We start from the raw sequence: 21,981 nt of genomic DNA, 5'->3' as shown, positions 1-21,981 counted from the left end.
AGGATGGGGGACAATAATATGGCTTTCTTTCACAGCTTTACAGATTCAATAAAGCAAAAGTGGTTGCAATTTTTCCAGAACAATCGAGACTGGATTACCCTGCATATGCAAGTGGAATCCGTGTACACCCCTGATGGCGGGAAGCGACCACCTTCTTACCTCATCCTGGGAGTTCTTAACGCCCTAGAGCCAAAGCTAGCGCAGTTAATGTTGCCCTTTGCCAAACTTAATCCTGACGCCGATACGCTGATTGAAGTGCTAGATTTGCATTTTGACCCAGATTTCGCTCTAGGTAATCGCTTTATCGTCAACCCAGAACCGGAGAATTACGTAGAAGAAGCAGTAGCTGTAACTGATGAGAAGCCTGAAGAAGAAACATTAACAGATTCTCATACAAATGGCTTTACATCGGTAGCAGTAGTTCAAGAGTTCGCAATCCTGGATTCTGATAAGCAAAATCTGGAAATCAGCGAGTTGGAGGAAACCGAAAATGACTTTGGCGATATTTCCTTATCCAACGGATACACCTCAAAAGATGAGTCTCTTGAAACCTCTAGTCTAGAAGCAGATGAGTTTGGGGAAATTGCCTTCGATACAGATACAACAGCTGTAATGGAAATCAAGCTGGATGAAGACGAAGACGAGGCGCTTGGAGATAGTTCATTAGATGAGAATGCGTTTAAAGACGTGTTATCAGATGTCTGGGGTGATGAAACAGCTTTGCAAAAAGCTGAAGACAATAACGATTTTTTAGGGGAAGAACTGCCAGCAGGCGTTTTTGATGAATCAGAAATTGCCCGCCTCTTCCCCAACGCTTAATTACTAAGTTAGGAGTTAGGAGTTTAGAGTTTAGAGTTTAGAAAAGTTAGAGTTACAAGTTAAGAGTTGATCATAAAAACTCATAATTCATAATTTATAACTCATCACTCCTAACTCCTAACTTGAATATCAAGGGGAGAAAAAACCAAAATGACTGTCGCTCAACAACCAGAAGCTTTAAGCTTTGAATGTGAAACTGGAAATTACCATACCTTTTGCCCAATTAGCTGCGTGGCGTGGTTATACCAAAAAATTGAAGATAGCTTCTTTTTGGTGATTGGGACAAAAACTTGTGGCTACTTCCTGCAAAATGCGATGGGGGTGATGATTTTTGCTGAACCCCGCTATGCAATGGCAGAGTTGGAAGAGGGCGATATTTCAGCACAACTGAGTGATTATGAAGAGTTAAAGCGGTTGTGCTTGCAAATTAAACGCGATCGCAATCCTAGTGTAATTGTCTGGATTGGCACTTGCACCACGGAAATTATCAAAACAGATTTGGAAGGTTTAGCACCGAAGCTAGAATCCGAAATTGGTATTCCCATCGTTGTCGCGCGGGCAAATGGTCTAGATTACGCCTTTACCCAGGGAGAAGACACCGTATTAGCAGCAATGGCTAACCGTTGTCCTGATAAGGCTCCTGTGGCGGAAACAGAGAAAAGTGAACGTAATGCGATCGCAAAATTGCTCAACTTCGGTAAAAAGAAAGAAGATGTCGCCCAAGATGAATCTGAGTACGTAGATCATCCACCCTTAGTTCTCTTTGGCTCTCTTCCTGACCCCGTAGTTACTCAGTTAACCTTGGAACTGAAAAAACAAGGCATCAAAGTTTCCGGCTGGCTACCCGCGAAGCGCTTCACAGAATTGCCAGTGCTGGAAGAAGGCTATTATGTCGCTGGTGTCAACCCCTTCCTCAGCCGTACAGCTACCACCTTAATGCGCCGCCGCAAGTGTAAACTCATTGGCGCACCCTTCCCCATTGGCCCCGATGGCACCCGCGCTTGGATTGAGAAAATCTGCTCGGTGTTCGGTATTACTCCCAAGGGTTTGGATGAACGGGAAGCACAAATTTGGGCAGGTTTGGAAGATTACGTGAAACTAATTCGCGGTAAGTCTGTATTCTTTATGGGTGATAACTTGCTGGAGATTTCCCAAGCAAGATTCTTAATCCGTTGTGGGATGACTGTTCACGAAATCGGCATTCCATACATGGATAAGCGCTATCAAGCTGCTGAGTTGGCGCTGTTGGAGAAAACTTGCCAGGAAATGAATTCACCTCTGCCAAGGATTGTAGAGAAGCCGGATAATTACAATCAACTTCAACGGATTTATGAGTTGAAACCAGATTTGGTAATTACTGGTATGGCTCATGCTAACCCATTGGAAGCACGCGGTATTAATACAAAGTGGTCTGTAGAGTTCACTTTTGCTCAAATTCACGGCTTTACGAATGCGCGTGACATGTTAGAGTTAGTGACTCGTCCGTTGCGTCGGAATAATAATTTGAAAGATTTGGGTTGGGATAAGTTGGTGAGAGAAGAAGCAAAGATTTAAATTTGGGTTTGGATTGAGCAACAGCATAATAGTATGTTACGGGCGAACTTTTGGGTTCGCCTTTTTTTTACGAACCGCAGGGAAGAGGAGAAATGGTAATAATCAAAAATGCTAAAATTTTTATATTACTCTTAGTTTTTTACTTTTTAAGTTAATGGAAATTACAAAATTGTCTCCCCAAGGACAAGTAATTATTCCCCAATCTTTGCGGGAAGCTCATCAATGGGAAGTAGGTCAAGAATTTATTATTGTCGATATGGGTGATGGAATTCTTTTAAAGCCTAAGAAACTTCTTCCAGAAACTAAGTTAGATGATGTAGCAGGTTGCTTAAAATATCAAGGGAAACCCAAAACTCTTGAGGATATGGATAATGCAATTCGCCAAGGTGTAGAGGAATCGTGGCATGATTGCAGTTGATACAAATATAATTGTTAGATTTTTGACTCAAGATGATGAATTACAGTTTCAAAAGAGCAGAGAAATTTTCCAGACTCAAGATATTTTTATTGCAGATACCGTAATACTTGAGACTGAATGGGTATTAAGGTTTGCATACAAGTTTAAACCACATGAGATATGTACAGCTTTGAGAAACTTGTTTGGTTTACCTAATATTTACTTGACTAATCTTAGTTTAGTTGTTCAAGTAATCCAGTGGCATGAAAATGGCTTAGATTTTGCTGATGGTTTTCATCTAGCTCAAAGCCAGCACTGTTCTGAGTTTTATACATTTGATGAAAAGTTTTTCAAAAGAACGAAGGGGCTGACGCAGTGCGAAGTTAAAAAGCCTTTGATTTAGGAAGATAGGTGACTTAGTACAGCTTTACTTAGAATCGTAGCGTTTTTAAACGCGGGGGAACGTGGAGTCTTGGTAAATTTCATTCGTAGCGAATTAAATGCTGTACTTAGTTCACATGGAAGGTTATAACTCTAAAGGTTTGGACGGAATTATATACATTAATTTTGCACCCTCTGGTTTAACTTCTGTAGACGGAGTTAATTTAAGCCAGTCATGAAAGCTGATTCCTAATTGGGAAATTGCTTGCAATTCTGTTTGATATGCTTCAAAGCGGCGATTGGTTTCAATCATAGATTCCATTACTTCAAATACTTGGGGAAGACGTTTGTAAGCTTCTTGCTTCAAATCATCCTGACTCGGCCCAAACCAACCGGCTTGAACCTCAACGCGAGTTAAAATTGCTGCTGGCAGTGAATCTAACCATTTGTTAGGGTCTTGTGCCATTTTAAACAAATTATCTCGTTGCAGATCAAACACAGCATTTTCATCTAAAGTTGGGTCAATCCATTGGTAAATTCGTGTTAGTCTTCGCAAATCAATCTGACCTTTGAACTGAGGTTGTAAATATGCTCCTGGGTTAGAAGTAAGCAAAAGGTCAACATATTTTTGAATACGAGAACGGATAACTCTAGCACCTTCTTGGAAGCGGCGAAGTGCTGTATCATGTTCTTCTAATTCTAAATAGCAACGTGCTTCAGCTAAGTAGGCTAAAGATAAAGTTAGCAAATACTCATCAGCAATTTGACTTTTTTGCTCAATTTCGATATCTGTATATTCAGTATAAATATGCTCTGCTTCTAGGAAACGATTTATAGCTTGCAAAGCGCTGCTTCTACGATTTTCAGGTTTAGTCATCGTGAAGGCATTAACTGCCAACTCAATTGCAGCACTAAAATTAGCATAAAAACTAAGGTCGATTTTGCGGTTGACTTTGTTCAATAGTTCTTCTGCTTGTTTTAAGCGTTTTTCTAGCTCATTGAGACGCTGTGCTATTACAGCAAAGCCCATTACTGAAACACCTAGATTAAGTACGCTAGCAGCAGTAGTTACCTGCAAAATCCCTTGAGTTAATTGCAGATTCTGCCCAATTTCCCCTAACTGACTTTCAATCCCATCTAAACGTCCATTGACATCGGTGAAGCCCTTCCCAGAAATAGCCGCATTAGCGACTGTTCCAATCAGATTTACCCCTGAAACAGCTATGTTACCTAAACTTGCTTGTTCAACTCCACCTAAACGTCCACTGACATCAGCTAATCCTTCTCTTGTAGCAGCAGCATTTACCCCAGAAGCAACAAGATTTGCACCGGAGAAAGCAAGGTTGAGTAAATTGTTAGGGGAAGAACTTGGTGCTAGAACTGGAGAATTATTGGCTTCCCTTAACCAGGTAACAATATGTTTGCTCCCTGTTTCTATAATTACACCCCCAACCCTTTCTAAAGTCCCATCTTGGAGTCCTTTAACAATCCAACTAGCAAGTGTAAAGGTTACTGTCAAAGGTATACTCATAATCTTCTCTTAATTACTAAATATTTACACGTTACTTAGTATTCCCACATTAATGTGTTGTCTAACGATCGCTTTTAACGAACCGTCCACGTTAATAAACAAAAGCGATCGCTCAAATTCATCTCACTCAGATACAGTTAAAATAGAGTGGGAAAGATGCGAAAGATTTCGTACAATTCATTATGCTAGTTGAACCACCATCTGAAGAAGATGAAACTACCTATATTCTGAAATTAGAGACGAACAAAAAACATATAATCAAAGCTTTAGAAAATGTCAAAAAAGGTAACTTAGTTTTTGTTTATTTAGATGAATACGAAAAAATTGTCTTTGAAACCCAAATTTATGAAGTTGAAGAAGATTGATTATTGTAACTTGCAAATATCATTATGAGCAATAAAGGTTATTGAGGCTGGCATATTTTTTTAGTTAAAGCGATCGCTCTTTTTTAACCAAACAATACAAAGCAAAACAAGAGAGCGATCGCTATTTTCAATAAGTTCAATTAACTAGCAGCAAAGTCTGTATATCTACGCACGGATGGTAACTGAAAACCTAAAACAATATCTTATTTTGGGACACCTAATTCAACCAATTCATTAGCAATTCCTACCTCTGTCCTATCTTGCTGAATCCAGATTTTCTCGTCAATAATATCTAGATGAAGAACAGGCCCATATATGCGGTCTTGCTCACGCCAACCTACATAAACTAATTGATAATGATCGTGTTCTGTATCATAAATTATCTGTGCTTGAATGTGATTATCCCAAACAGTACTAGCGTGTTGTTGAAGTAAATTTTTAATATATTGTCGATATTCGTCTAGTTTTGCCATTGGTCTATTGCCTCCTGTTCAATATTATTAGAAGTGAAACGCAGAGGGGCGCAGAGGGAAGCGCAAAGTAGCGCAGAGGTTTTAGAGAATTTGTGACAAAAACTTGCGTGTTCTTTCTTCTTTGGGGTTGCTGAAAAATGCGTCAGGGGTGGCTGACTCGACGAGGGAACCGCTATCCATTAAAATAACTCGGTCGGCGACTTCACGCGCAAATCCTACTTCGTGGGTGACGACTACCATTGTCATTCCATCACGGGCGAGATTTCGCATTACATCCAAAACTTCTCGTACCATTTCTGGATCTAAGGCTGAGGTGGGTTCGTCAAATAGCATAATTTTGGGTTGCATGGCTAAAGCACGAGCGATCGCTACCCGTTGCTGTTGTCCACCAGATAACTGTCCTGGATATTTCTGCGCCTGCTCTAAAATTCCAACTCTTTCTAATAGTTGCATTGCCAATTCTTCGGCTTTTGCCTTTGGCGATCGCCGTACCCAAATTGGCGCTAAAGTAATATTTTGCAACACTGTGAGATGAGGAAATAAATTAAATTGCTGAAATACCATTCCCACTTCTTTGCGAATCGTTTCAATATTTCGCAAATCATGGCTGAGGATAATACCGTCGATTTCAATTTTTCCCTGTTGGTATTCTTCTAAAGCATTAAATGTGCGGATAAAGGTAGATTTACCTGAACCAGATGGCCCCATCAAAACTACTACTTCTCCACGGTTAACTGTCAAGCTCACACCCTGAAGAACGTGGAATTTACCATACCACTTGTGAACATCTTCAGCAATAATTATTGATTGTACCTCTGACATAATATTTAAAGTCCAAATAATGAATATTATTTTTATAATGACTAATGATGACTAATGACTAATGACTAATTATTCAACTGTCTCTCTAATCGCCGAGAAGCCAACGACATTGAGTAACAAAATATCCAATAAATAATTCCAATAAAAAGATAAACTTCTTTATAGCGATCAAGAAACTGTGGTTGTGCCAATATGGAACGGGCAATACCTGTTAATTCTACTAATCCCACCAAAGATAATAGTGAAGTATCTTTAAATAAGCCGATAAACTGACCAACGATCGCAGGGATAACGGTACGTAAGGCTTGAGGTAAGATGATAAACAAAACCACGAAGGCTGTATTTAATCCTAGTGCTTTTGCGGCTTCAATTTGCCCGCGAGGAACTGATTGGAGTCCACCGCGCACGTTTTCTGCCATGTATGCAGCACTAAATAAAACTAATCCAGCAATTGCTCGTACTACCCGATCTAAACGCACATCTGCTGATATAAATAATGGCAGCATTATCTGAGCGAGGAACAAAATCCCAATCAATGGTACTCCCCTGACGATTTCAATGTACAGGATGGAAAACCAACGGACTACGGGTAAATTGCTTGTACGCCCTAAAGCCAGTAAAACTCCAATGGGAAAAGAAAGTACAATACTGGTTGCTGCCATCAGTAGGGTAAGTAGCAAACCATTCCATAAATTTGTAGATACAGATTGTAATCCAAATCCACCACCGAGTAGCCAAAGAATAACGGGGAAAGACACTAACCATAATAGAGGAAGCCAAGGAGTTATTAACTTAGTAAACTTTCCTCCATACCAAAAACCTGCAACTAGCAAAACTGTAATTAATAGTAACCATAGGCGGGCTGTAAAGGCTAGCGGTAAAAAAATTAATAAAACTCCAGTTATAAAAGCAAAAAAATAAATTTTACGCTTAGTTAACTGTTGTTTATTAAAAAATATACCCACAGTTATAGCGCCTAAAGTTGAAGCGATCGCCAGCACAATCCAAGTTCGCCAATATAGCGTTTGAGGAAACCTACCAACTAAAAATAGAGGTAAATTAACCTGAATTACCGCCCATTGTGCTTGAGTAGTTGCCCAAGTTACAATTCCTCGCACTACCCAAAACAGCAATACTAAACAGACAACAGTTAATAAGCTATTGTACCAAGTATTGAACAGGTTTTTACGCAACCACAACAATTTTGGATTTTGGACTTCGGCTACGTTCAGAACGATTTTGGATTTTGGATTGCTTGTCATCTTAATGATTTATTCTCCCCATATCTCTGTTAGACTAATTTACAAAGATGATTGCGACAGATAGAAAGCAAAAGCAATTATCAATAAATATTTCTTTATCAGGACTTACGCATAGCTAGCTTTTTGTAGGAGTAGACAATCTAAAATGTAAAATCTAAAATTGTATTATCGCTCTTTAATTTGTACGCTACGATTGAAGAAATTCATAACTATAGAGATGGTCAAACTCAGGGTGAGATAGGTGAGTATAAGCAGTAATATCACTTCTACGACTCTCCCAGTTTGGTTATAGGTGGTAGAAGCGACAAAATAAATATCAGGGTAGCCGATCGCGATCGCTAAACTGGTATTTTTCGTCAAATTAAGATACTGGCTCGTCAATGATGGTATTATTACCTGCAAAGCTTGGGGAAAAACTACCAGCCGCATAACTAACCCTGGTTTTAATCCTAGCGATCGCGCTGCTTCCCATTGTCCCCTAGCTACTGATTGAATCCCACCTCGGACAATCTCAGCGATAAATGCACCCGTATAAAATGTTAATCCCAACAGCAAAGCTGAAAACTCTGGGGATAAGGTAAACCAAGGGAGTTCTAAGCCATTTTGACTAACGCTAATAAAACCCCAAAGGGATATCTTGCTTTCTGTTTTGGGGAAACTGAGGAAAACAGCAAAGTACCAAAACAGCAATTGCAGCAGTAAGGGCGTATTGCGGAAAATCTCTACGTAAACCATCGTGATATTCCGCACTAGCCAGTTGTCAGAAAGTCGGGCAACCCCAGCACTTACTCCTACAATTGTTGTGAGCAAAATTCCTACAAGCGCCACCCGCAAGGAGTTAATTAATCCCACCCACAAAGCATGAGTATAGGGGTCAGTGGGTTTATAGGGAATTAGCGTCTCGCCAATATCAAAAGATGCTTGTTGCTTAAAAAAATCAAAGCCAAACGGAATACCTAATCGCTGCAAATTCCGATTGAGATTGCCCAACAGTATTACTACTACAATTACTGCTAACAATACGGCAATGAATTGTAAAGCAATGCGCCAAAAACGGACATCACGCCATAAAGGTGGTTTTGAATTTGTCATTTGTCATTTGCCATTTGTCATTGAGTACAAGAGCCATAGGGAGAATAATAACTCCTAACTCCTAACTCCTAACTCCTAACTCTTAACTCCCTACCGGAATGGTGGAGAATAAAGCAGTCCGCCTTTGTTCCAGAGTTGATTTTGACCACGAGGTAGATTGAGTTTTGTCTTGGGACCGAGGTTGCGATCGTAAATTTCGGCGTAGTTACCAACGTGCTTAATTACTCTAGTTGCGAAGTCGTTAGTTAAGCCTAGTCCTTCACCAAGGTTGCCTTCGGTTCCTAAAAAACGCTTAATATCTGGGTCATTACTAGCAGCAAACTGACCCACATTCTGGGAAGTAATACCCAACTCTTCAGCTTTTACCAGGGAATAAACAACCCATTTAACAACATCACCCCACCTAGCATCACCTTTGGCAACTGCTGGCGCAAGGGGTTCTGAAGAAATCACTTCCTCAAGAATCACGTTATCTTCTGGTTGGGGTAGAGTCGTGCGCCGAGAAACCAATGCCGAACGATCAGCTGTAATACCATCGCAACGCCCTTGAGCATAGGTAGCAAAGGTAACATTAACGTCTTCAAAGACAACGGGTTTGTATGCGAGGCTCCGTTTCCGCATTTGATCTGCTAAGTTCTGTTCGGTAGTAGTACCAGTTTGAACACAGATAGGTTTATCTTTAAGGTCTGCCAGGGACTTAATGTTGCTATTTTTGCGAACCATTATGGCTTGTCCATCGTAAAAGACCACAGGTGCAAATTCTAAACCTACAGAGGTATCGCGGCTAAGTGTCCAGGTAGTATTGCGGCTGAGAATGTCTACTTCGCCAGTTTGCAAAGCTGTAAACCGCTCTTTAGAATTGAGATTGCGAAATTCTACTGCGTCTGGGTTGTCAAATAAAGCTGCGGCGATCGCGCGACAGATATCTACATCTATACCGCTATATCTACCATCAGTTCCCACAAAGCTAAACCCTGGAACTTCGCCACTGACACCGCAAGTTAGCTGACTACGACTTTTAATACTATCCCAGCGATTTCGAGTTGCTGGTGGGGCTGGATTACTGGCTGGAGTGCCGGGTGTATTTGCTATTTGACCTGAATCTCCACCACAAGCAGCGATCGCAAAGACTAAAGGTGCGATCGCCAGGATTAAAGCTGATTTACGCATAAACTTCATTGATATCTACAATAAAAAATGTATTTTTCACTACAATTATTCAGTAAAAATATTTTGCTGCTTGTAATATAAAACTCTACCAGTCTTTGTGCTATATTTATTCGCTTTGAAAAACGCTAATTTAAGTTTTTACTTATTTTTTCAAAACCTTCAGATGGTAAGTGTAAATCCCTCAACTTTGCTTAAGCTTCCGATTTTTATTTAATTTACTGCTACCATACTTGATATAGCAATACATTCATTAGACCTGGAAGATAATATTAAAATTTCAGTGAATTAGTTTTATATCCTTCACTGAATAAAATTTATAAAAACGCGTTGAGCGCTTCTTGAATAATAAGCAAGAGAACCCTAGAAAATATCATTCATAGCCCAAGATGAAAGTCTGTTTTTTCTATCTTCACTTCAATGTCCAATGCCCCATGCCCAATGCCTCATTCCTTAATTGCATACTTTGATGCGATCGCTTGTAGCCACACCAACCTAAACAACTACCCCTAGCAGGTTAAACTAAGTCTGGTAACAGCTGCTCCATCGTTCCTTATGAGGCTTTTATGGGAGCTAACCTCAAACAGATTGCCAACTATTTAGACAACCTTGGTTGGGACTACCGTTTTGATGATGAAGAAGACCGGATTATAACAGGTGTGGAGGCTGATAACCTAGAAGATTTCCTAATAGTTGTTCAACTGGATGAAGAGGGGAAATTTTTCCGGGTATTCGCCCCTCAAGTTCTGTCAGGAATTCAAGACCATCCTCACAAGGGAATTATCCTACAGACAATGCTTGCCATCTCTTGGGAAACCAAAATGTTGCAATGGGAGTACGACCCATCAGATGGCGAGATTCGTGCCATTATTGAGTTTCCTCTAGAAGACTCGATTCTCACAGAAAAACAATTTCACCGTTGTCTGAGTGGGTTAATTCAGATTGTGGATAGCATAGCAATACCTCGCCTGAAAGAAGTTATGGCAACAGGTTTTGATCCGGGGAATATAGAACTTGGAGAAAGATTGTTACTAAGTATTCAAGAAGAAGCCCCAGGATTGCTAGATTTGCTGGAAAAAGCAATGGAAGCGCGAAAAAAGCGAGGAAGTTTTCCCAACGACTGAGACGGATCATCACTTAAATAGCTATACTCCAAAGTGATACCCTCACTATATACTACTGAAATTTTCTGGGGCTGGATATTATGACATCCTATGCAACCTCCTCTGCCAAAGCGGAAATGAGTGAACTACGGCGGTTGAAAGGCTTACTACCGCCAGAATTACAGAGCTGGGTCATGGTTGAAGGCACAACTGAGGTCAATCCACCCCTGGTTCGTTGCGAAGAAATTGGTAAAGACCAGGTAGAAATTCAAATTGACCTGATTAAATGGGATGCCCTCGCAATGGATCAGCGTAATCTGCTGTTCTGGCATGAAGTTGCTCGCGTTCAAAATGACACAATTCCTAAAGATGGTTGGGAAATGGCAGCACTAGCCATCGGCTTAGGTGGTGCTGTAGGCGAATTGTGGGTACAAGATGGATTGCTTTTGGTGTTAGCCTTGTCGCTTTGTGGTGTGTCAGGCTGGCGACTGTACCAAAAGAATAATGGGGAAAAGCAACTAAAGGAATTGCTCAATGCTGATGAGAAAGCGATCGCTTTGGCAACTCGTTTTGGTTATAGCCTCCCTAATGCCTACAAGAGTCTAGGTAGCGCCTTGAAAACCCTGATTGACAATACTCCTAATAAGCGCCAACGATCAAGATACGAAGCCAGGCTCTCTGCTCTCAAACGTAGTGCCAATAAGGCTAAAGCTAAATCCAGAACTCCAGATGAAGGCGGGTTGTAATTAGTCATTAGTCATTGGTCATTGGTCGTTGGTACTAATAACTAATTACAAATGCAAAATCCCACGGCAATTCAAGAAAACGATAGCGGAGCGTTAACGAGTCTACGAGTGTCGCGATCGCGGAAGCGTGTTATTAGACTAGCCATGTTTTCGTAGCCGTGGGATGAGTAAAACTCCTCAATCCTCGCTCTTCACTCTTTTCTTCATTCCCAGCTTCAGGCTGAGAATGCCTAATAGAGGGCTGCTGCCTTGATGATTAGCGGCAGCAATGAGCATTTCATAAAATCTTACTTTTTTCTTGACTACATCTTTATCAAACTCAAATTTTACAGAAGCTTTTACAGCTGGTTCAGCATTTTATGCGTCTGAGGGATCACACGCACGTGCTTAAGAAACCCCTTCATCAAAGCTTGCCAGTTCAAAACTTGATCGGCCGCAGGCGCAAGCATAGGTATTGGGGAGAATTGCTCAGATACTGCTAAAGGCGTTACAGGTTGTAAAAATACTGAGATATCTGGACTAACCTCTGCCACTAGCAAAGCTGAACGTTCCAACTCGGCTGGATCTGTGTTTTGAGACACAATTATCTTGACAAAAACATTTAAATATGAGTCATGACACAATTGGAGAAATTTAGCATGTTCTAGCCAATAACTTTCACCGCTAACACTGGGCAATTTGAAATCCATTCCTACAGAGTCTAAATAGGGGAGAATCATTGCCAGTTGTTCTGGGCGATGTCCGCCAGTTTCTAAATATACAGGTAGACCAGTTATGGTTCGCACTTGGGGTAGAAACTGCATTAAAAATGGGGCATGAAGAAGTGGTTCACCCCCTGTCAAGCTAATGCTATCGTGTAAACAAGGTAGGTTTTGTCGTTCCACCCATTCGATTAATATGGGTAGAGAGACAGGGTTAGAGTGAATTTCAAAATCGCGCAATCCAGGCGATCGCTCTATCCGACAATTAGCAGGTGCATTCCAAGTGTGGGCACTATCACAAAAGTGACAGCGCAAATCACACAAAGCAAAACGAATAAATATCTGACGCGTCCCTACATTTAGTCCTTCCCCTTGAATGGCAGAAAAGACCTCAACTAGGCGTGCGGTAGGTGTAACCGTAGTTTTAGCAATCATTTGATGAGAGCAACGCGATCGCGCTGCGTCGGCACAACAGCAAGGATGTTTTTTGGCTTCTTGTTCTATTGTGAATCGTCGCTAGCGATCTCCAATCTCAGCCCCGGTAAATAGTAATTAGTCCTTATTACTACTGATTTCAATATTAGGTTAGGTAATTTTCTAGGACAAAATAACGTTTGGCAGATTACATTATACATGGCAACGAAAGTGCAGAGCTTCATGACAAGCCAACCGATAGAGGTCGATTTTCCAGTTAATTCCCTAAATGACACAGCTATAGTGCAGATGCCTAAGCGGTTGAGCGTGCTGGAGGCTTTAGGCTTTAAACAAACCTGCCAAAGCTTAATTCAATCCAATTCACATCCTAAACAAATCATTATTGACTTTTACCAAACTATTTTTATGGATAGTAGTGGTTTAGGTGCCCTGGTGAGTAATTTTAAATACGCCCAGACCCAAGGTATTACATTAACACTGCGGAATGTAACGCCTCAAGTCATGGCAGTCTTAAAACTCACGGGATTAAATGAGGTTTTTCCCTTAGAGCTAGTGGGCGATGGGTCGCTGCTCAAACAAGAAAACTTAGTAGATAACCAGAAAACAAGTTCCCGCAAAGTAGAGCAGTTACCTACTACTCACCCTTCTGTGGCATCTTGGATGAAACGGTTATTAGACATTGTCGGGTCTGTGGTCGGTTTATTAATTACAGGGTTTTTGTTTATTCCTATTGCGATCGCTATTCAAATTAATGATCCCGGTCCTATTTTCTTCAGCCAAACCCGTTGTGGTTGGATGGGAAAGCAGTTTAAAATTTGGAAATTCCGCTCTATGTGTGTGGATGCAGAAGCGAAGAAATCCCAAGTCACAAACCAAGCGCAAGGTGCTTTTTTCAAGAATGATAATGACCCTAGAATTACCAAAGTAGGGCGCTTTTTACGGCGAACTAGTCTTGATGAATTACCGCAATTTTGGAACGTCCTCAAAGGACAAATGAGTTTAGTAGGCACTCGACCGCCTACACCCGATGAAGTGGAACGCTACGAAGTACCAGAGTGGCAACGTTTAGATGTTAAACCTGGTATGACTGGCGAATGGCAAGTCAATGGACGTTCTACAGTCCGTAGTTTTGAAGATGTAATTCGCCTGGATTTGCAGTATCAAAAAAATTGGAGTTTGGTATACGATTTAAAGCTAATTTTCAAAACTATAGCTCTTCTGTTTAATAGAAACAGTGGTGCTGTTTAGCTAACTAACCTTATTCACAATTTTTTGTTAATTTCCAATCACGATAATTGTTAAATACACCTAAGCCTATGTTTAGGCTTGGGTAAATTTTTGGTTTGTGCAGCACTACGCAAGTGTCATGCTCTGCTTATAGCCATTTTCAATCCGGTGAGGTAGAAGTATGCAAATAGACCTAACCCCCTTCCCGAAGCGGGAAGGGGGAACGATTCAAAGCCTCTCTCCTTTTAGGAGAGAGATTTGGAGAGAGGTCAAAATTGTACTTTACTGGGTCGAGAACTGCCATAACAAGTAAAAAGCCTCTCTCGTTAAAAAAGACAGGCAATAAGCCTGTCTCGTCAGCAATGATTTAGCAAAGAATTTAGAAATTCATCTCAGCAGCTTGAACTTTCTCAACTTGTTTCTTCTTCAGCACAAGCATAACTTGGGCTAACATTACAAGAGCGATGAACGCAATCATCCATTGGACTCTAGAGGCATCTTGCAATACGATTTCTGCATCTTGTTGACCGAATCCACCGACATTTGGGTTGTTGGTCAAAGCTTCACCAGTCTTAACTGCTTGCCCTTCGGAAACAACCAGTTCTGGCCCCAAAGGAATCGTATCAACAACAACATCACCAGATTCAGGTTGGATGTTGACTAGATATTTAACGTTACCGTCTCCATCTTCTTCTTTGGCAATTTTAGTAATTGTGCCAGTAGCAGAAGCGTTGTAAACAGCGTTGTTGCTCTTTTCGCCAGTAGGATAAACTTGTCCGCGTCCTCGGTTAGCACCTAAGTGAACTGAATATTTACCGAAGTGGATGTTTTTATCGGTTGCGGGATTGGGAGAGAGAACTGGGAAGACGATTTCCTGATACTGTTCACCGGGTAAAGGCCCGACGATGACGACATTTTCTTTATCTTCGCTGTAGGGTTGGAAGGGAGTGTCGCCAACTTCTTCTTTAAGTTCCTCAGAAAGACGGTCTTCAGGAGCAATCTTAAAGCCTTCAGGTAGCATCAGTACAGCACCAACGTTCAAGCCAACCTTAGAACCATCAGCACCAACTTGCTGGGCGCTAAGATCATAAGGGATTTTCACTACAGCTTTGAATACAGTGTCAGGTAGCACCGATTGGGGAACTTCCACTTCTGTAGGCTTGGCTGCTAAGTGACAGTTGGCACAAACAATCCGCCCAGTTGGTTCGCGGGGGGTTTCAGGATAGGTTTGCTGTGCCCAAAAGGGATAGGCGGCAGCTGATTGGGGAAGGGCTAGATCGCTGGTGAAGTAAAATGTCACGGTGGCGATCGCTATGAGCAATGTTTTTATGATCGCTCTAGCACTGCGAGTTAACCTCGCTCTGAAGAAAACATTTCTCATCTCTAGTAAGGGCAACGATTGAATTAGTCATTAGTCATTGGTCATTAGTCATTAGTCATTTAGCCCTGAATAAAGGACGAATGACTAAGGACTAAGGACAAAATTATTAAGCCCACCAAGCTGCATCACCGGTGCGGAAGTCAGTTTCAGTCCAAGGGGTCAAGACGATTTTGTCGTCGGCTACATTGGTATGAGCTAAAGGTAAAGACAGGGGCGCTGGGCCACGAATAACCTTACCAGTTTCGTCATACTGAGAACCATGACAAGGACACTTAAACTTGTTCTCTGCAACGTTCCAGGGGACGACACAACCTAAGTGGGTGCAGATGGCATTAATGCCATAATCTTTGATTGCCTCTTTGCTGTCTACCACAATATAGGTAGGATCTCCCTTTAGCCCTTGGACTAGGCTGCGATCGCCTGAATTCCGGTTTTCTAGAAATTTAGCAACGCTAACATCGTTACCTAACTCGTCTTTTGCCGTTGTACCGCCACCAGCACCACCAGTTGCAGGTGGAATAAAGTAGTTGACAACGGGATACAATGCACCCAGAGCTACTCCAGTGACAGTCCCAAAAGTGAGCAGATTCATGAACTGACGACGCCCCATATCGGGCACGTCTGCTGATTCAGAAAATTGAGCCATAATCTACGCGCTCTTTGTGTATTTTGTTAAGCATTTTGACAAAAGTACTAATACTTGAGGAACTCTTGTCTAAGTCGAAATGCTAGCGCTCACAACGATGCCATACTTCTTTGTTGCAAGATATAAAAAGCATCTTTTCTGTTAGCATTACATTTCTTTATATCCTTATCATACTGGAGTCACGGAACTTAACATCATAACTAAATGTAAAATCTGATTGAGAAAAGCTATGACAGGACAGGAATTACGTCAGATGTTGCTTGATAAATGGGGATACTCTTACGATGTCCAGTTCCGGCGGGCACAGGGAAAGATATTTTTGCAAGTAATGTGGAAATACTTGGAGCAAGCTTCTTTTCCCTTGAGCGAGACGGAGTACCAAGAGCATCTTGATACCATTGCTAATTATCTTCATGCCTTGGGTGGGTCAACACAAGTACAAACATTTATCACCCAAACACGCGATCGCCCCAGGCTCGGCAAAGCTGTTAGCATTCCTCTAGATTTGGGTGAACGTTCTTCGGAATGGATATTATGACCCGCTATTGCATTAAGATTTATAAATTTTTAAGTATTCACAGTATTTTTTTATTCCAAAATACCATAGCTCGTATATGATAGTTTTACTCACAGCTAATGTGATAAAATACACATACTTAAGGAAAAACTAATGGCTTTTATCTCAACATTTGAACTTCTTCTTAAGCCTCAACTTCCAAAGAAATTTACAACTGAAGTGCCTGAACTTAGCGCACTAGCGAGAAATATTCTCCAGGGCTATTTCCTTACGATTGCTAATGTCACTAATGAACCCGTATCTCTGAGCCTTGTAGTTACAGCAATAACGCCCGGACTAGAGGCTAACAAAATTCTGACTCGCCTAGATACCACTGGTATAGATGAACCTGTAAGCATTGATCCTAAACCTATTGACTTTAAAGAAGAGATAAAAAAGTCAGGCTTTACATTTTCCCTTGATGCTAATGATACAGGCTTATTTATTCTGCAACCGGATGCTACTAATAAAGAACTTCGAGAAAAAGCAGATTTTGAGTTGCGGGGTTATGTCGAGATATCCATTAATTTAGAATCAACTGCTGAAACAACTCAATCAACTCCTAAAACAACTCCTAAAACAACTCAGTTGCTAATAACTGCTGAACATCGAGGTACGTTTTTTGGCACAGAGAAAGGCGAGCTAGGTGAGATTGCTTATGCGTTGCCCCTTGCTAACGGAAAAGCTTTATTTGATCTGTAAGCAAGAATGATTAACTCTATCAGGCAAATCCTAACATCACTTTTGAGTTTTGGCGCACATTTTTTCTGTCAGCAGACTTGATTCTTTAGCTCCAAAACTTAGATTATCTTAACTCTATCAGGCAAATCCTAACATCACTTTTGAGCTTTGGCGCACATTTTTTCTGTCAGCAGACTTGATTCTTTAGCTCCAAAACTTAGATTATCTTGTTTAGACTCTGTATATTGCAATATTGCAATAAATTATAACCTCTTAGAACTAACTGTCTGAACTAAAAATGATTTTGGACAGTTAATTTCTTAATTTTAATTTAATAGGATTTGGTCATACCTTGCACTTAATCCTGTTATGGTTTCAATGAAAAAATTAAAAAATATTAATAAGTATATGTTACAAAATACCGAACTAAAATTTAGAAAGCTATCCAACAGTCAGGTAGCACTACATCCAAATCCTAAAGGAGTCATCCAATTTATTGGTAGCTTTATTTTTGGTTCTTTTCCTGTGCGGGCATATAAATATCTACATCAATATCTATTTGCTCAAGGATATTCACTGATTTTATACCGATTTCCTCTAAATCCAATTCAATTCAATCATTGGGAGGTTTCTTTTAGCTTGCTCAAAGAGCAATATCTTCTTAAGACTGAGATTATTAAAACCTTAAGAGAAGAGAATCAAACTGATGATGTTATAAATACATATTCAAATCCCGCCAATTACTTATGGCTTGGTCATAGCCTCGGATGTAAATATATTATTCTTTTGGAAATTTCGAGCAATGAGCCAACAAGGCGAATGCAGATTCTTAGACAATGCTTAGACAAAAAAGATGCTGACGAAGCCATTAAACAGATAGCTTCAATAGAATCTGTGCAGGAAATATCTAAAGGAGTTATTGACCAGTTATTACCTACAACAGAATTGGCTAATCAATTTTTTATTAAAAATCAGTCTTCTATCTTACTTGCACCTGAAATCAGTAACACAGTTAGAATTCTGAGATCGGGCTGGAGAATACCGAATTCTCTGGCCAATCCAAATCAGAAACAAACTGAATGTTTGATTCGATCTAGTAAAGAACTCTTTAATTTAACGGGTGTTATTTCTTTTAAATTGGATTGTATAGCTGAAGATGATGTAGCGTTTATGCTAGAACAGATTAAACAGAAATATTTCCAACCCTTATATCAAGAACTAGAAGGATCGCATTTTCAACCGCTCAGTATTTACATTGAGCAATTAGGTCAGTCTATCGTACATTTCTTTGATGAACTTAAATCTCGATCATCTAATCGCTAGAAGTGCGAGGAGCATACCATCTCACCTTTGCAAATATACCTGGCGATTAGAAATCGCGGCAACACAAACCAAATCCGCCTACGTGGACTCAAGGAATTTGTAACCCACGGATGTGGGTTTTGTCTGTATAACGGCGAATTCCATTCGCTAGGACTAGGGCGTGTTTTTACACTCATTGAGATGCTCCCAGTAGCATAGCTGATACGTCGCGCAATTACTTCATATCACAGAGTACGTTCAGCTTCATTATTGGTAAGTGGCAGTTGTGGATTATAGAAAAACGTAGGCATTGCACGCCACTCTCTCAAAATCTCATTCGCCAAAGATTTTAATTTGAGATGCTTTTTAACAGTAGCTAGTCAGCAAACTCGATAAAGCCGATCGGGGTTTGAATAAACATTAGGTCAAAAACTAAGCATGACAATATTTTCACTTATTCCAGATGTTATTTACCCGTGAGCTTCACCAGTCCAACACCACCGAAATAAAGCCCTAAAACTGCTCCCGCTAAAAGGCTTTGAGTCAGGGGATCAGTAGAAGGTGTAAGCACGGCTCCTAAAACCACTGCTCCCATAATCACGTAGCGCCAACCAGAAATCATCCGTTCAGACGAGACAATGTTCAAATTACCGAGCAACAATTGGATGATGGGAATTTGAAATGCTAAACCAGTGCTGAATAATAGCAGCAGCACAAATTCAAAATATTTATCAATTGACCAAATTTGTTCAACAACATCTGCTCCGTAGCTGATGAAAAAATTCAAAGCTGCGGGGATAAGGAGTAAATAGGCAAATACTAACCCAGCCGCAAACAGCACAGTCGAACCCAAAACCACAGGTGCTAGTAAACGGCGTTCGCGGCGAGTCAGTCCTGGAAGCACAAATTGGATAATTTGGTAAAGAATGAAAGGACTAGTAAGTATGATACCAGTGTAGGCTGCAACTTTGAGTGATACAAAGAAATATTCTCCAGGTGCAAGTTGGAGAAATTTTACTCCTTGTGCGGGAACCTCAAGTAGTTGGACAATGGGCTTAACGGCAAAGAAACAGCCAATAATACCGATGACTATGGCAATCAGCGAATAAAAAATGCGCTGTCGCAACTCTTCTAGGTGGTCGAAAAGGGACATTTCGACTTCACCTGGTAACTCATCAAGAGGATTGGTGTCTGAGTTGCCATATTCTTCTGGATCGATGTTGGGAACGTTTAGAGTATCTACGTCTTGTGAAGGCGTCATGAGTCAGTTAGTAGGCAACATTTGTTAACTATTTTATCCGGGGAATGCAGTTAGCAAGATATGTTTTTGAGTGCTGTGGGTTTTTTATCCTGTTTTTTGGGGTTGCATCTGCATAAGTTAGTAGAAAGCCATATTGTAGGCAATGCTTAACCAAAAAAAGGTGGAACCGATAATTTAGAAATAACGTCTCTGCGGCTACTAGCGCTGAGTAAATTGACACAACATAAACATATAATACTCAGTTTTGAAAATCCGGTTCATCAAGGTGGTATCTATACATAGCGCAATCGGAAATTTTTTGCTGAGGTTTTATGAATCGGAGAATTTGCATTGGATTAATGGCATTGCCTCTTTATTTATACAATGCTCAACTAAGCAGTACTTGTAGTAGTGACGTGTCAATTGTTGAAAACCAGCTTTCCATAATAACTGCTCTAGTGGTTTACAGCACAAATTCTCAGTTAGACACATTTCCGTGGCAAATGTCGGCTAGAGATGACCAAACGGAAGATTGTCTTCGCGCTGGTACTTGCAGAGATTGATAAGAGGCAGGGGGAAAGAAAGCTACAAATCTCTTGTGGGTGAAAGCACTGCTGCTCTTATTCTTTCTTGGTTGAAACTTTACCACTTCAGGGCGTGCTTTTTCTCCCCTGTACCGTGTTTATTCAGACTAATTCGTAATTACAGCAATTCCATCATAGTACGGAGAGAGTTAATGGTTGCAGGAAATCAACGTACAGTAGTGGTTACAGGAGCATCAACAGGAATTGGTCAAGCGTGTGCTTTACTTTTAGACCAGTTGGGCTTCTCTGTTTTTGCTGGCGTGCGTCAAGATATTGATGCTCAAACACTTAAACAGAAAGGATCACAAAGGCTCACTCCGATTTTTTTAGATGTTACTGACGCTGAATCGATCGCATCTGCGGTTGATAAGGTAACAAATGCAGTCGGTGGTGGCGGAATTTTAGGTTTAGTAAATAATGCCGGAATTGCTATCCCAGGCCCCTTAGAATTATTAGCGATCGCAGAATTTCAACACCAGATGCTAGTTAACGTCACCGGACAATTAGCGGTGACACAAGGGTTTCTTGGTCTATTACGCCAAGATCGGGGTCGAATTGTCAATATGGGTTCCATTGCCGGTAGAAGCCCTACACCGTTCCTGGGAGCTTACAATGCGTCAAAATTTGCCTTGGAAGCACTAACTGATGTGATGCGGATGGAATTACGACCTTGGGGAATCTCGGTTTCAATTATTGAACCTGGTTCCATCGCTACCCCAATTTGGGAAAAGTCCCTTGGTCAATCTGAAATAGCACAGCAGGATTTACCGCAAACGGCACAAAATCTCTATGGTCAAGCGATGAATATTGTCCGCAAGAAAATGCAGATTCTCGCATCTAACGGAATTTCTGCGGATATTGTTGCTCAAGCTGTTCTCCATGCGCTCACTGCAAAGAAGCCAAAGACACGCTATCTCGTTGGACAAGATGCCAAAATTGGAGCTGTGCTGAAGCATATTTTGCCTGACAGACTGCATGATCGCGTAATTTTATACTCTATGGGCTTGTAAGCTTGGAGAAATAAATTTTTAATTTTTTAATATTGTGGGGTGGGCAAGAGGTCATTGGTGTCAACTTAAGTTAAAACGCTTACCCCACAGGCGTTTTACCCCACCCCTTAATCCCCTCCCCGTTCACGGGGAGGGGAGGTTTTGTCGCTAGACAAAAGCGGGGTGGGGTTCCGACGACTTAATTGGTAATTGATTAGGCTTGATATAACGTCATTGTCAGGGTTTCACGTTAAGTTGACACCAATCGTCTCTTGCCCATCCCACAATCAGTAGTTGAGTATTTTTTTATTTAAAATTTCCTAGTGATGCTTTTGATAGCATTGAAATAGCTTCCTAGACAGAGGAAGCATTTAAAACAATTACATAGCATTCCAACATATACTGGTAACGTATATTTGACTAGAATTAAGGTATTATAGCGATTCTCGTTTGGATATTATTGGCAATAGAAGCGTACAGAAGTGCTTTTCTACTAAGATACGCCAGTTTAGCTACAAGTTTATATC

General features: G+C 40.8%; 22 protein-coding genes and 2 pseudogenes. 13 read left to right on the top strand and 11 right to left on the bottom strand.

The window, feature by feature from the left end; all coding sequences use genetic code 11:
- The first annotated feature begins 18 nt into the window (after window positions 1-18).
- From H6G96_RS03145 to H6G96_RS03130, 4 genes are all read left to right on the top strand, one after another.
- Window positions 19-819: a DUF5331 domain-containing protein gene (locus tag H6G96_RS03145; protein WP_190910102.1), complete on the top strand. Its 801-nt coding sequence runs from the start codon at window positions 19-21 to the stop codon at window positions 817-819.
- Between the two features lie 150 nt (window positions 820-969).
- Window positions 970-2,373, top strand: a complete 1,404-nt coding sequence (locus tag H6G96_RS03140; protein ID WP_163939065.1) for a ferredoxin:protochlorophyllide reductase (ATP-dependent) subunit N — start codon at window positions 970-972, stop codon at window positions 2,371-2,373.
- A 154-nt stretch (window positions 2,374-2,527) separates the two neighbouring features.
- Window positions 2,528-2,791: an AbrB/MazE/SpoVT family DNA-binding domain-containing protein gene (locus H6G96_RS03135; RefSeq protein ID WP_190910101.1), complete on the top strand. Its 264-nt coding sequence runs from the start codon at window positions 2,528-2,530 to the stop codon at window positions 2,789-2,791.
- The gene (locus tag H6G96_RS03130) at window positions 2,778-3,173 is read left to right on the top strand and encodes a type II toxin-antitoxin system VapC family toxin (protein ID WP_190910100.1); all 396 of its coding nucleotides are present in this window, start codon (window positions 2,778-2,780) and stop codon (window positions 3,171-3,173) included. The genes H6G96_RS03135 and H6G96_RS03130 overlap by 14 nt, the downstream gene beginning before the upstream one ends.
- A gap of 123 nt (window positions 3,174-3,296) precedes the next feature.
- Here H6G96_RS03130 and H6G96_RS03125 read toward each other — a convergent pair whose 3' ends face one another.
- Window positions 3,297-4,682 (bottom strand): hypothetical protein, encoded by a 1,386-nt coding sequence (locus H6G96_RS03125; RefSeq protein WP_190910099.1) that lies wholly within the window; start codon window positions 4,680-4,682, stop codon window positions 3,297-3,299.
- 182 nt (window positions 4,683-4,864) lie between these two features.
- Here H6G96_RS03125 and H6G96_RS03120 point away from each other — a divergent pair, with 182 nt between their 5' ends.
- A complete protein-coding gene (locus H6G96_RS03120) occupies window positions 4,865-5,047 on the top strand; it encodes a hypothetical protein (protein WP_242063155.1) in 183 nt (60 codons plus the stop codon).
- Window positions 5,048-5,253: 206 nt separating this feature from the next.
- Here H6G96_RS03120 and H6G96_RS03115 read toward each other — a convergent pair.
- The 5 genes and pseudogenes from H6G96_RS03115 to H6G96_RS03095 all read right to left on the bottom strand — a co-directional run.
- Window positions 5,254-5,520 (bottom strand): annotated as a pseudogene (locus H6G96_RS03115) (XisI protein); the annotation flags it as partial.
- Between the two features lie 81 nt (window positions 5,521-5,601).
- Window positions 5,602-6,342, bottom strand: coding sequence for an amino acid ABC transporter ATP-binding protein (locus H6G96_RS03110; RefSeq protein WP_190910097.1), 741 nt, complete (start codon window positions 6,340-6,342; stop codon window positions 5,602-5,604).
- Window positions 6,343-6,407: 65 nt separating this feature from the next.
- Window positions 6,408-7,604 carry an amino acid ABC transporter permease gene (locus H6G96_RS03105; protein ID WP_190910096.1) on the bottom strand — a complete coding sequence of 399 codons (1,197 nt, stop codon included), beginning with the start codon at window positions 7,602-7,604 and terminating at the stop codon, window positions 6,408-6,410.
- Window positions 7,605-7,769: 165 nt separating this feature from the next.
- Window positions 7,770-8,696 carry an ABC transporter permease subunit gene (locus H6G96_RS03100; RefSeq protein WP_190910095.1) on the bottom strand — a complete coding sequence of 309 codons (927 nt, stop codon included), beginning with the start codon at window positions 8,694-8,696 and terminating at the stop codon, window positions 7,770-7,772.
- A gap of 90 nt (window positions 8,697-8,786) precedes the next feature.
- Entirely contained in the window at window positions 8,787-9,866 is a 1,080-nt protein-coding gene (locus H6G96_RS03095) for an amino acid ABC transporter substrate-binding protein (RefSeq protein WP_190910094.1), read from the bottom strand.
- Window positions 9,867-10,429: 563 nt separating this feature from the next.
- Between H6G96_RS03095 and H6G96_RS03090 the strand changes: the two genes are divergently transcribed.
- Together H6G96_RS03090 and H6G96_RS03085 are read left to right on the top strand one after the other, a co-directional pair.
- Window positions 10,430-10,987, top strand: coding sequence for a hypothetical protein (locus H6G96_RS03090; RefSeq protein WP_190910093.1), 558 nt, complete (start codon window positions 10,430-10,432; stop codon window positions 10,985-10,987).
- Window positions 10,988-11,067: 80 nt separating this feature from the next.
- On the top strand, window positions 11,068-11,712 hold the full coding sequence (locus tag H6G96_RS03085; protein ID WP_190728868.1) for a DUF3318 domain-containing protein: 645 nt from the start codon (window positions 11,068-11,070) through the stop codon (window positions 11,710-11,712).
- A gap of 338 nt (window positions 11,713-12,050) precedes the next feature.
- On the opposite strand, the gene H6G96_RS03080 is transcribed toward H6G96_RS03085, so the two are convergent.
- Window positions 12,051-12,848, bottom strand: coding sequence for a 7-carboxy-7-deazaguanine synthase QueE (locus H6G96_RS03080; protein WP_190910092.1), 798 nt, complete (start codon window positions 12,846-12,848; stop codon window positions 12,051-12,053).
- Between the two features lie 198 nt (window positions 12,849-13,046).
- Between H6G96_RS03080 and H6G96_RS03075 the strand changes: the two genes are divergently transcribed.
- Complete coding sequence (locus tag H6G96_RS03075; RefSeq protein ID WP_190910091.1) at window positions 13,047-14,096, top strand: sugar transferase; 1,050 nt, start codon at window positions 13,047-13,049, stop codon at window positions 14,094-14,096.
- Between the two features lie 358 nt (window positions 14,097-14,454).
- Here the strand turns inward: H6G96_RS03075 and petA are convergent, their stop codons facing one another.
- Complete coding sequence (gene petA, locus H6G96_RS03070) at window positions 14,455-15,456, bottom strand: cytochrome f (RefSeq protein ID WP_190910090.1); 1,002 nt, start codon at window positions 15,454-15,456, stop codon at window positions 14,455-14,457.
- 106 nt (window positions 15,457-15,562) lie between these two features.
- Window positions 15,563-16,102 carry a cytochrome b6-f complex iron-sulfur subunit gene (gene petC, locus H6G96_RS03065; RefSeq protein ID WP_190910089.1) on the bottom strand — a complete coding sequence of 180 codons (540 nt, stop codon included), beginning with the start codon at window positions 16,100-16,102 and terminating at the stop codon, window positions 15,563-15,565.
- A gap of 229 nt (window positions 16,103-16,331) precedes the next feature.
- On the opposite strand from petC, the gene H6G96_RS03060 reads away from it, so the two are divergent.
- The 3 genes from H6G96_RS03060 (at window position 16,332) to H6G96_RS03050 (ending at window position 18,662) form a co-directional block, all read left to right on the top strand.
- Window positions 16,332-16,640 (top strand): DUF3067 family protein, encoded by a 309-nt coding sequence (locus H6G96_RS03060; RefSeq protein WP_190910088.1) that lies wholly within the window; start codon window positions 16,332-16,334, stop codon window positions 16,638-16,640.
- Window positions 16,641-16,772: 132 nt separating this feature from the next.
- A complete protein-coding gene (locus H6G96_RS03055; RefSeq protein WP_190910087.1) occupies window positions 16,773-17,360 on the top strand; it encodes a hypothetical protein in 588 nt (195 codons plus the stop codon).
- A gap of 357 nt (window positions 17,361-17,717) precedes the next feature.
- Entirely contained in the window at window positions 17,718-18,662 is a 945-nt protein-coding gene (locus H6G96_RS03050; RefSeq protein WP_190910086.1) for a DUF1350 family protein, read from the top strand.
- A gap of 224 nt (window positions 18,663-18,886) precedes the next feature.
- Here H6G96_RS03050 and H6G96_RS41100 read toward each other — a convergent pair.
- Window positions 18,887-19,003: pseudogene (locus H6G96_RS41100) on the bottom strand (transposase); the annotation flags it as partial.
- 104 nt (window positions 19,004-19,107) lie between these two features.
- Window positions 19,108-19,902 (bottom strand): twin-arginine translocase subunit TatC, encoded by a 795-nt coding sequence (gene tatC, locus H6G96_RS03040; protein ID WP_190910085.1) that lies wholly within the window; start codon window positions 19,900-19,902, stop codon window positions 19,108-19,110.
- A 311-nt stretch (window positions 19,903-20,213) separates the two neighbouring features.
- On the opposite strand from tatC, the gene H6G96_RS03035 reads away from it, so the two are divergent.
- Both H6G96_RS03035 and H6G96_RS03030 read left to right on the top strand, forming a co-directional pair.
- The gene (locus tag H6G96_RS03035; protein WP_190910084.1) at window positions 20,214-20,444 is read left to right on the top strand and encodes a hypothetical protein; all 231 of its coding nucleotides are present in this window, start codon (window positions 20,214-20,216) and stop codon (window positions 20,442-20,444) included.
- A 173-nt stretch (window positions 20,445-20,617) separates the two neighbouring features.
- Entirely contained in the window at window positions 20,618-21,475 is an 858-nt protein-coding gene (locus H6G96_RS03030; RefSeq protein ID WP_190910083.1) for an SDR family oxidoreductase, read from the top strand.
- The last annotated feature ends 506 nt before the right edge of the window (window positions 21,476-21,981 follow it).

Origin of the sequence: Nostoc sp. FACHB-892, from assembly GCF_014698795.1 — a bacterium.
Lineage (GTDB): Bacteria > Cyanobacteriota > Cyanobacteriia > Cyanobacteriales > Nostocaceae > Nostoc.
Note: the sequence above shows the minus strand (reverse complement) of the source record. Positions and strands in the feature narration are given on the sequence as shown.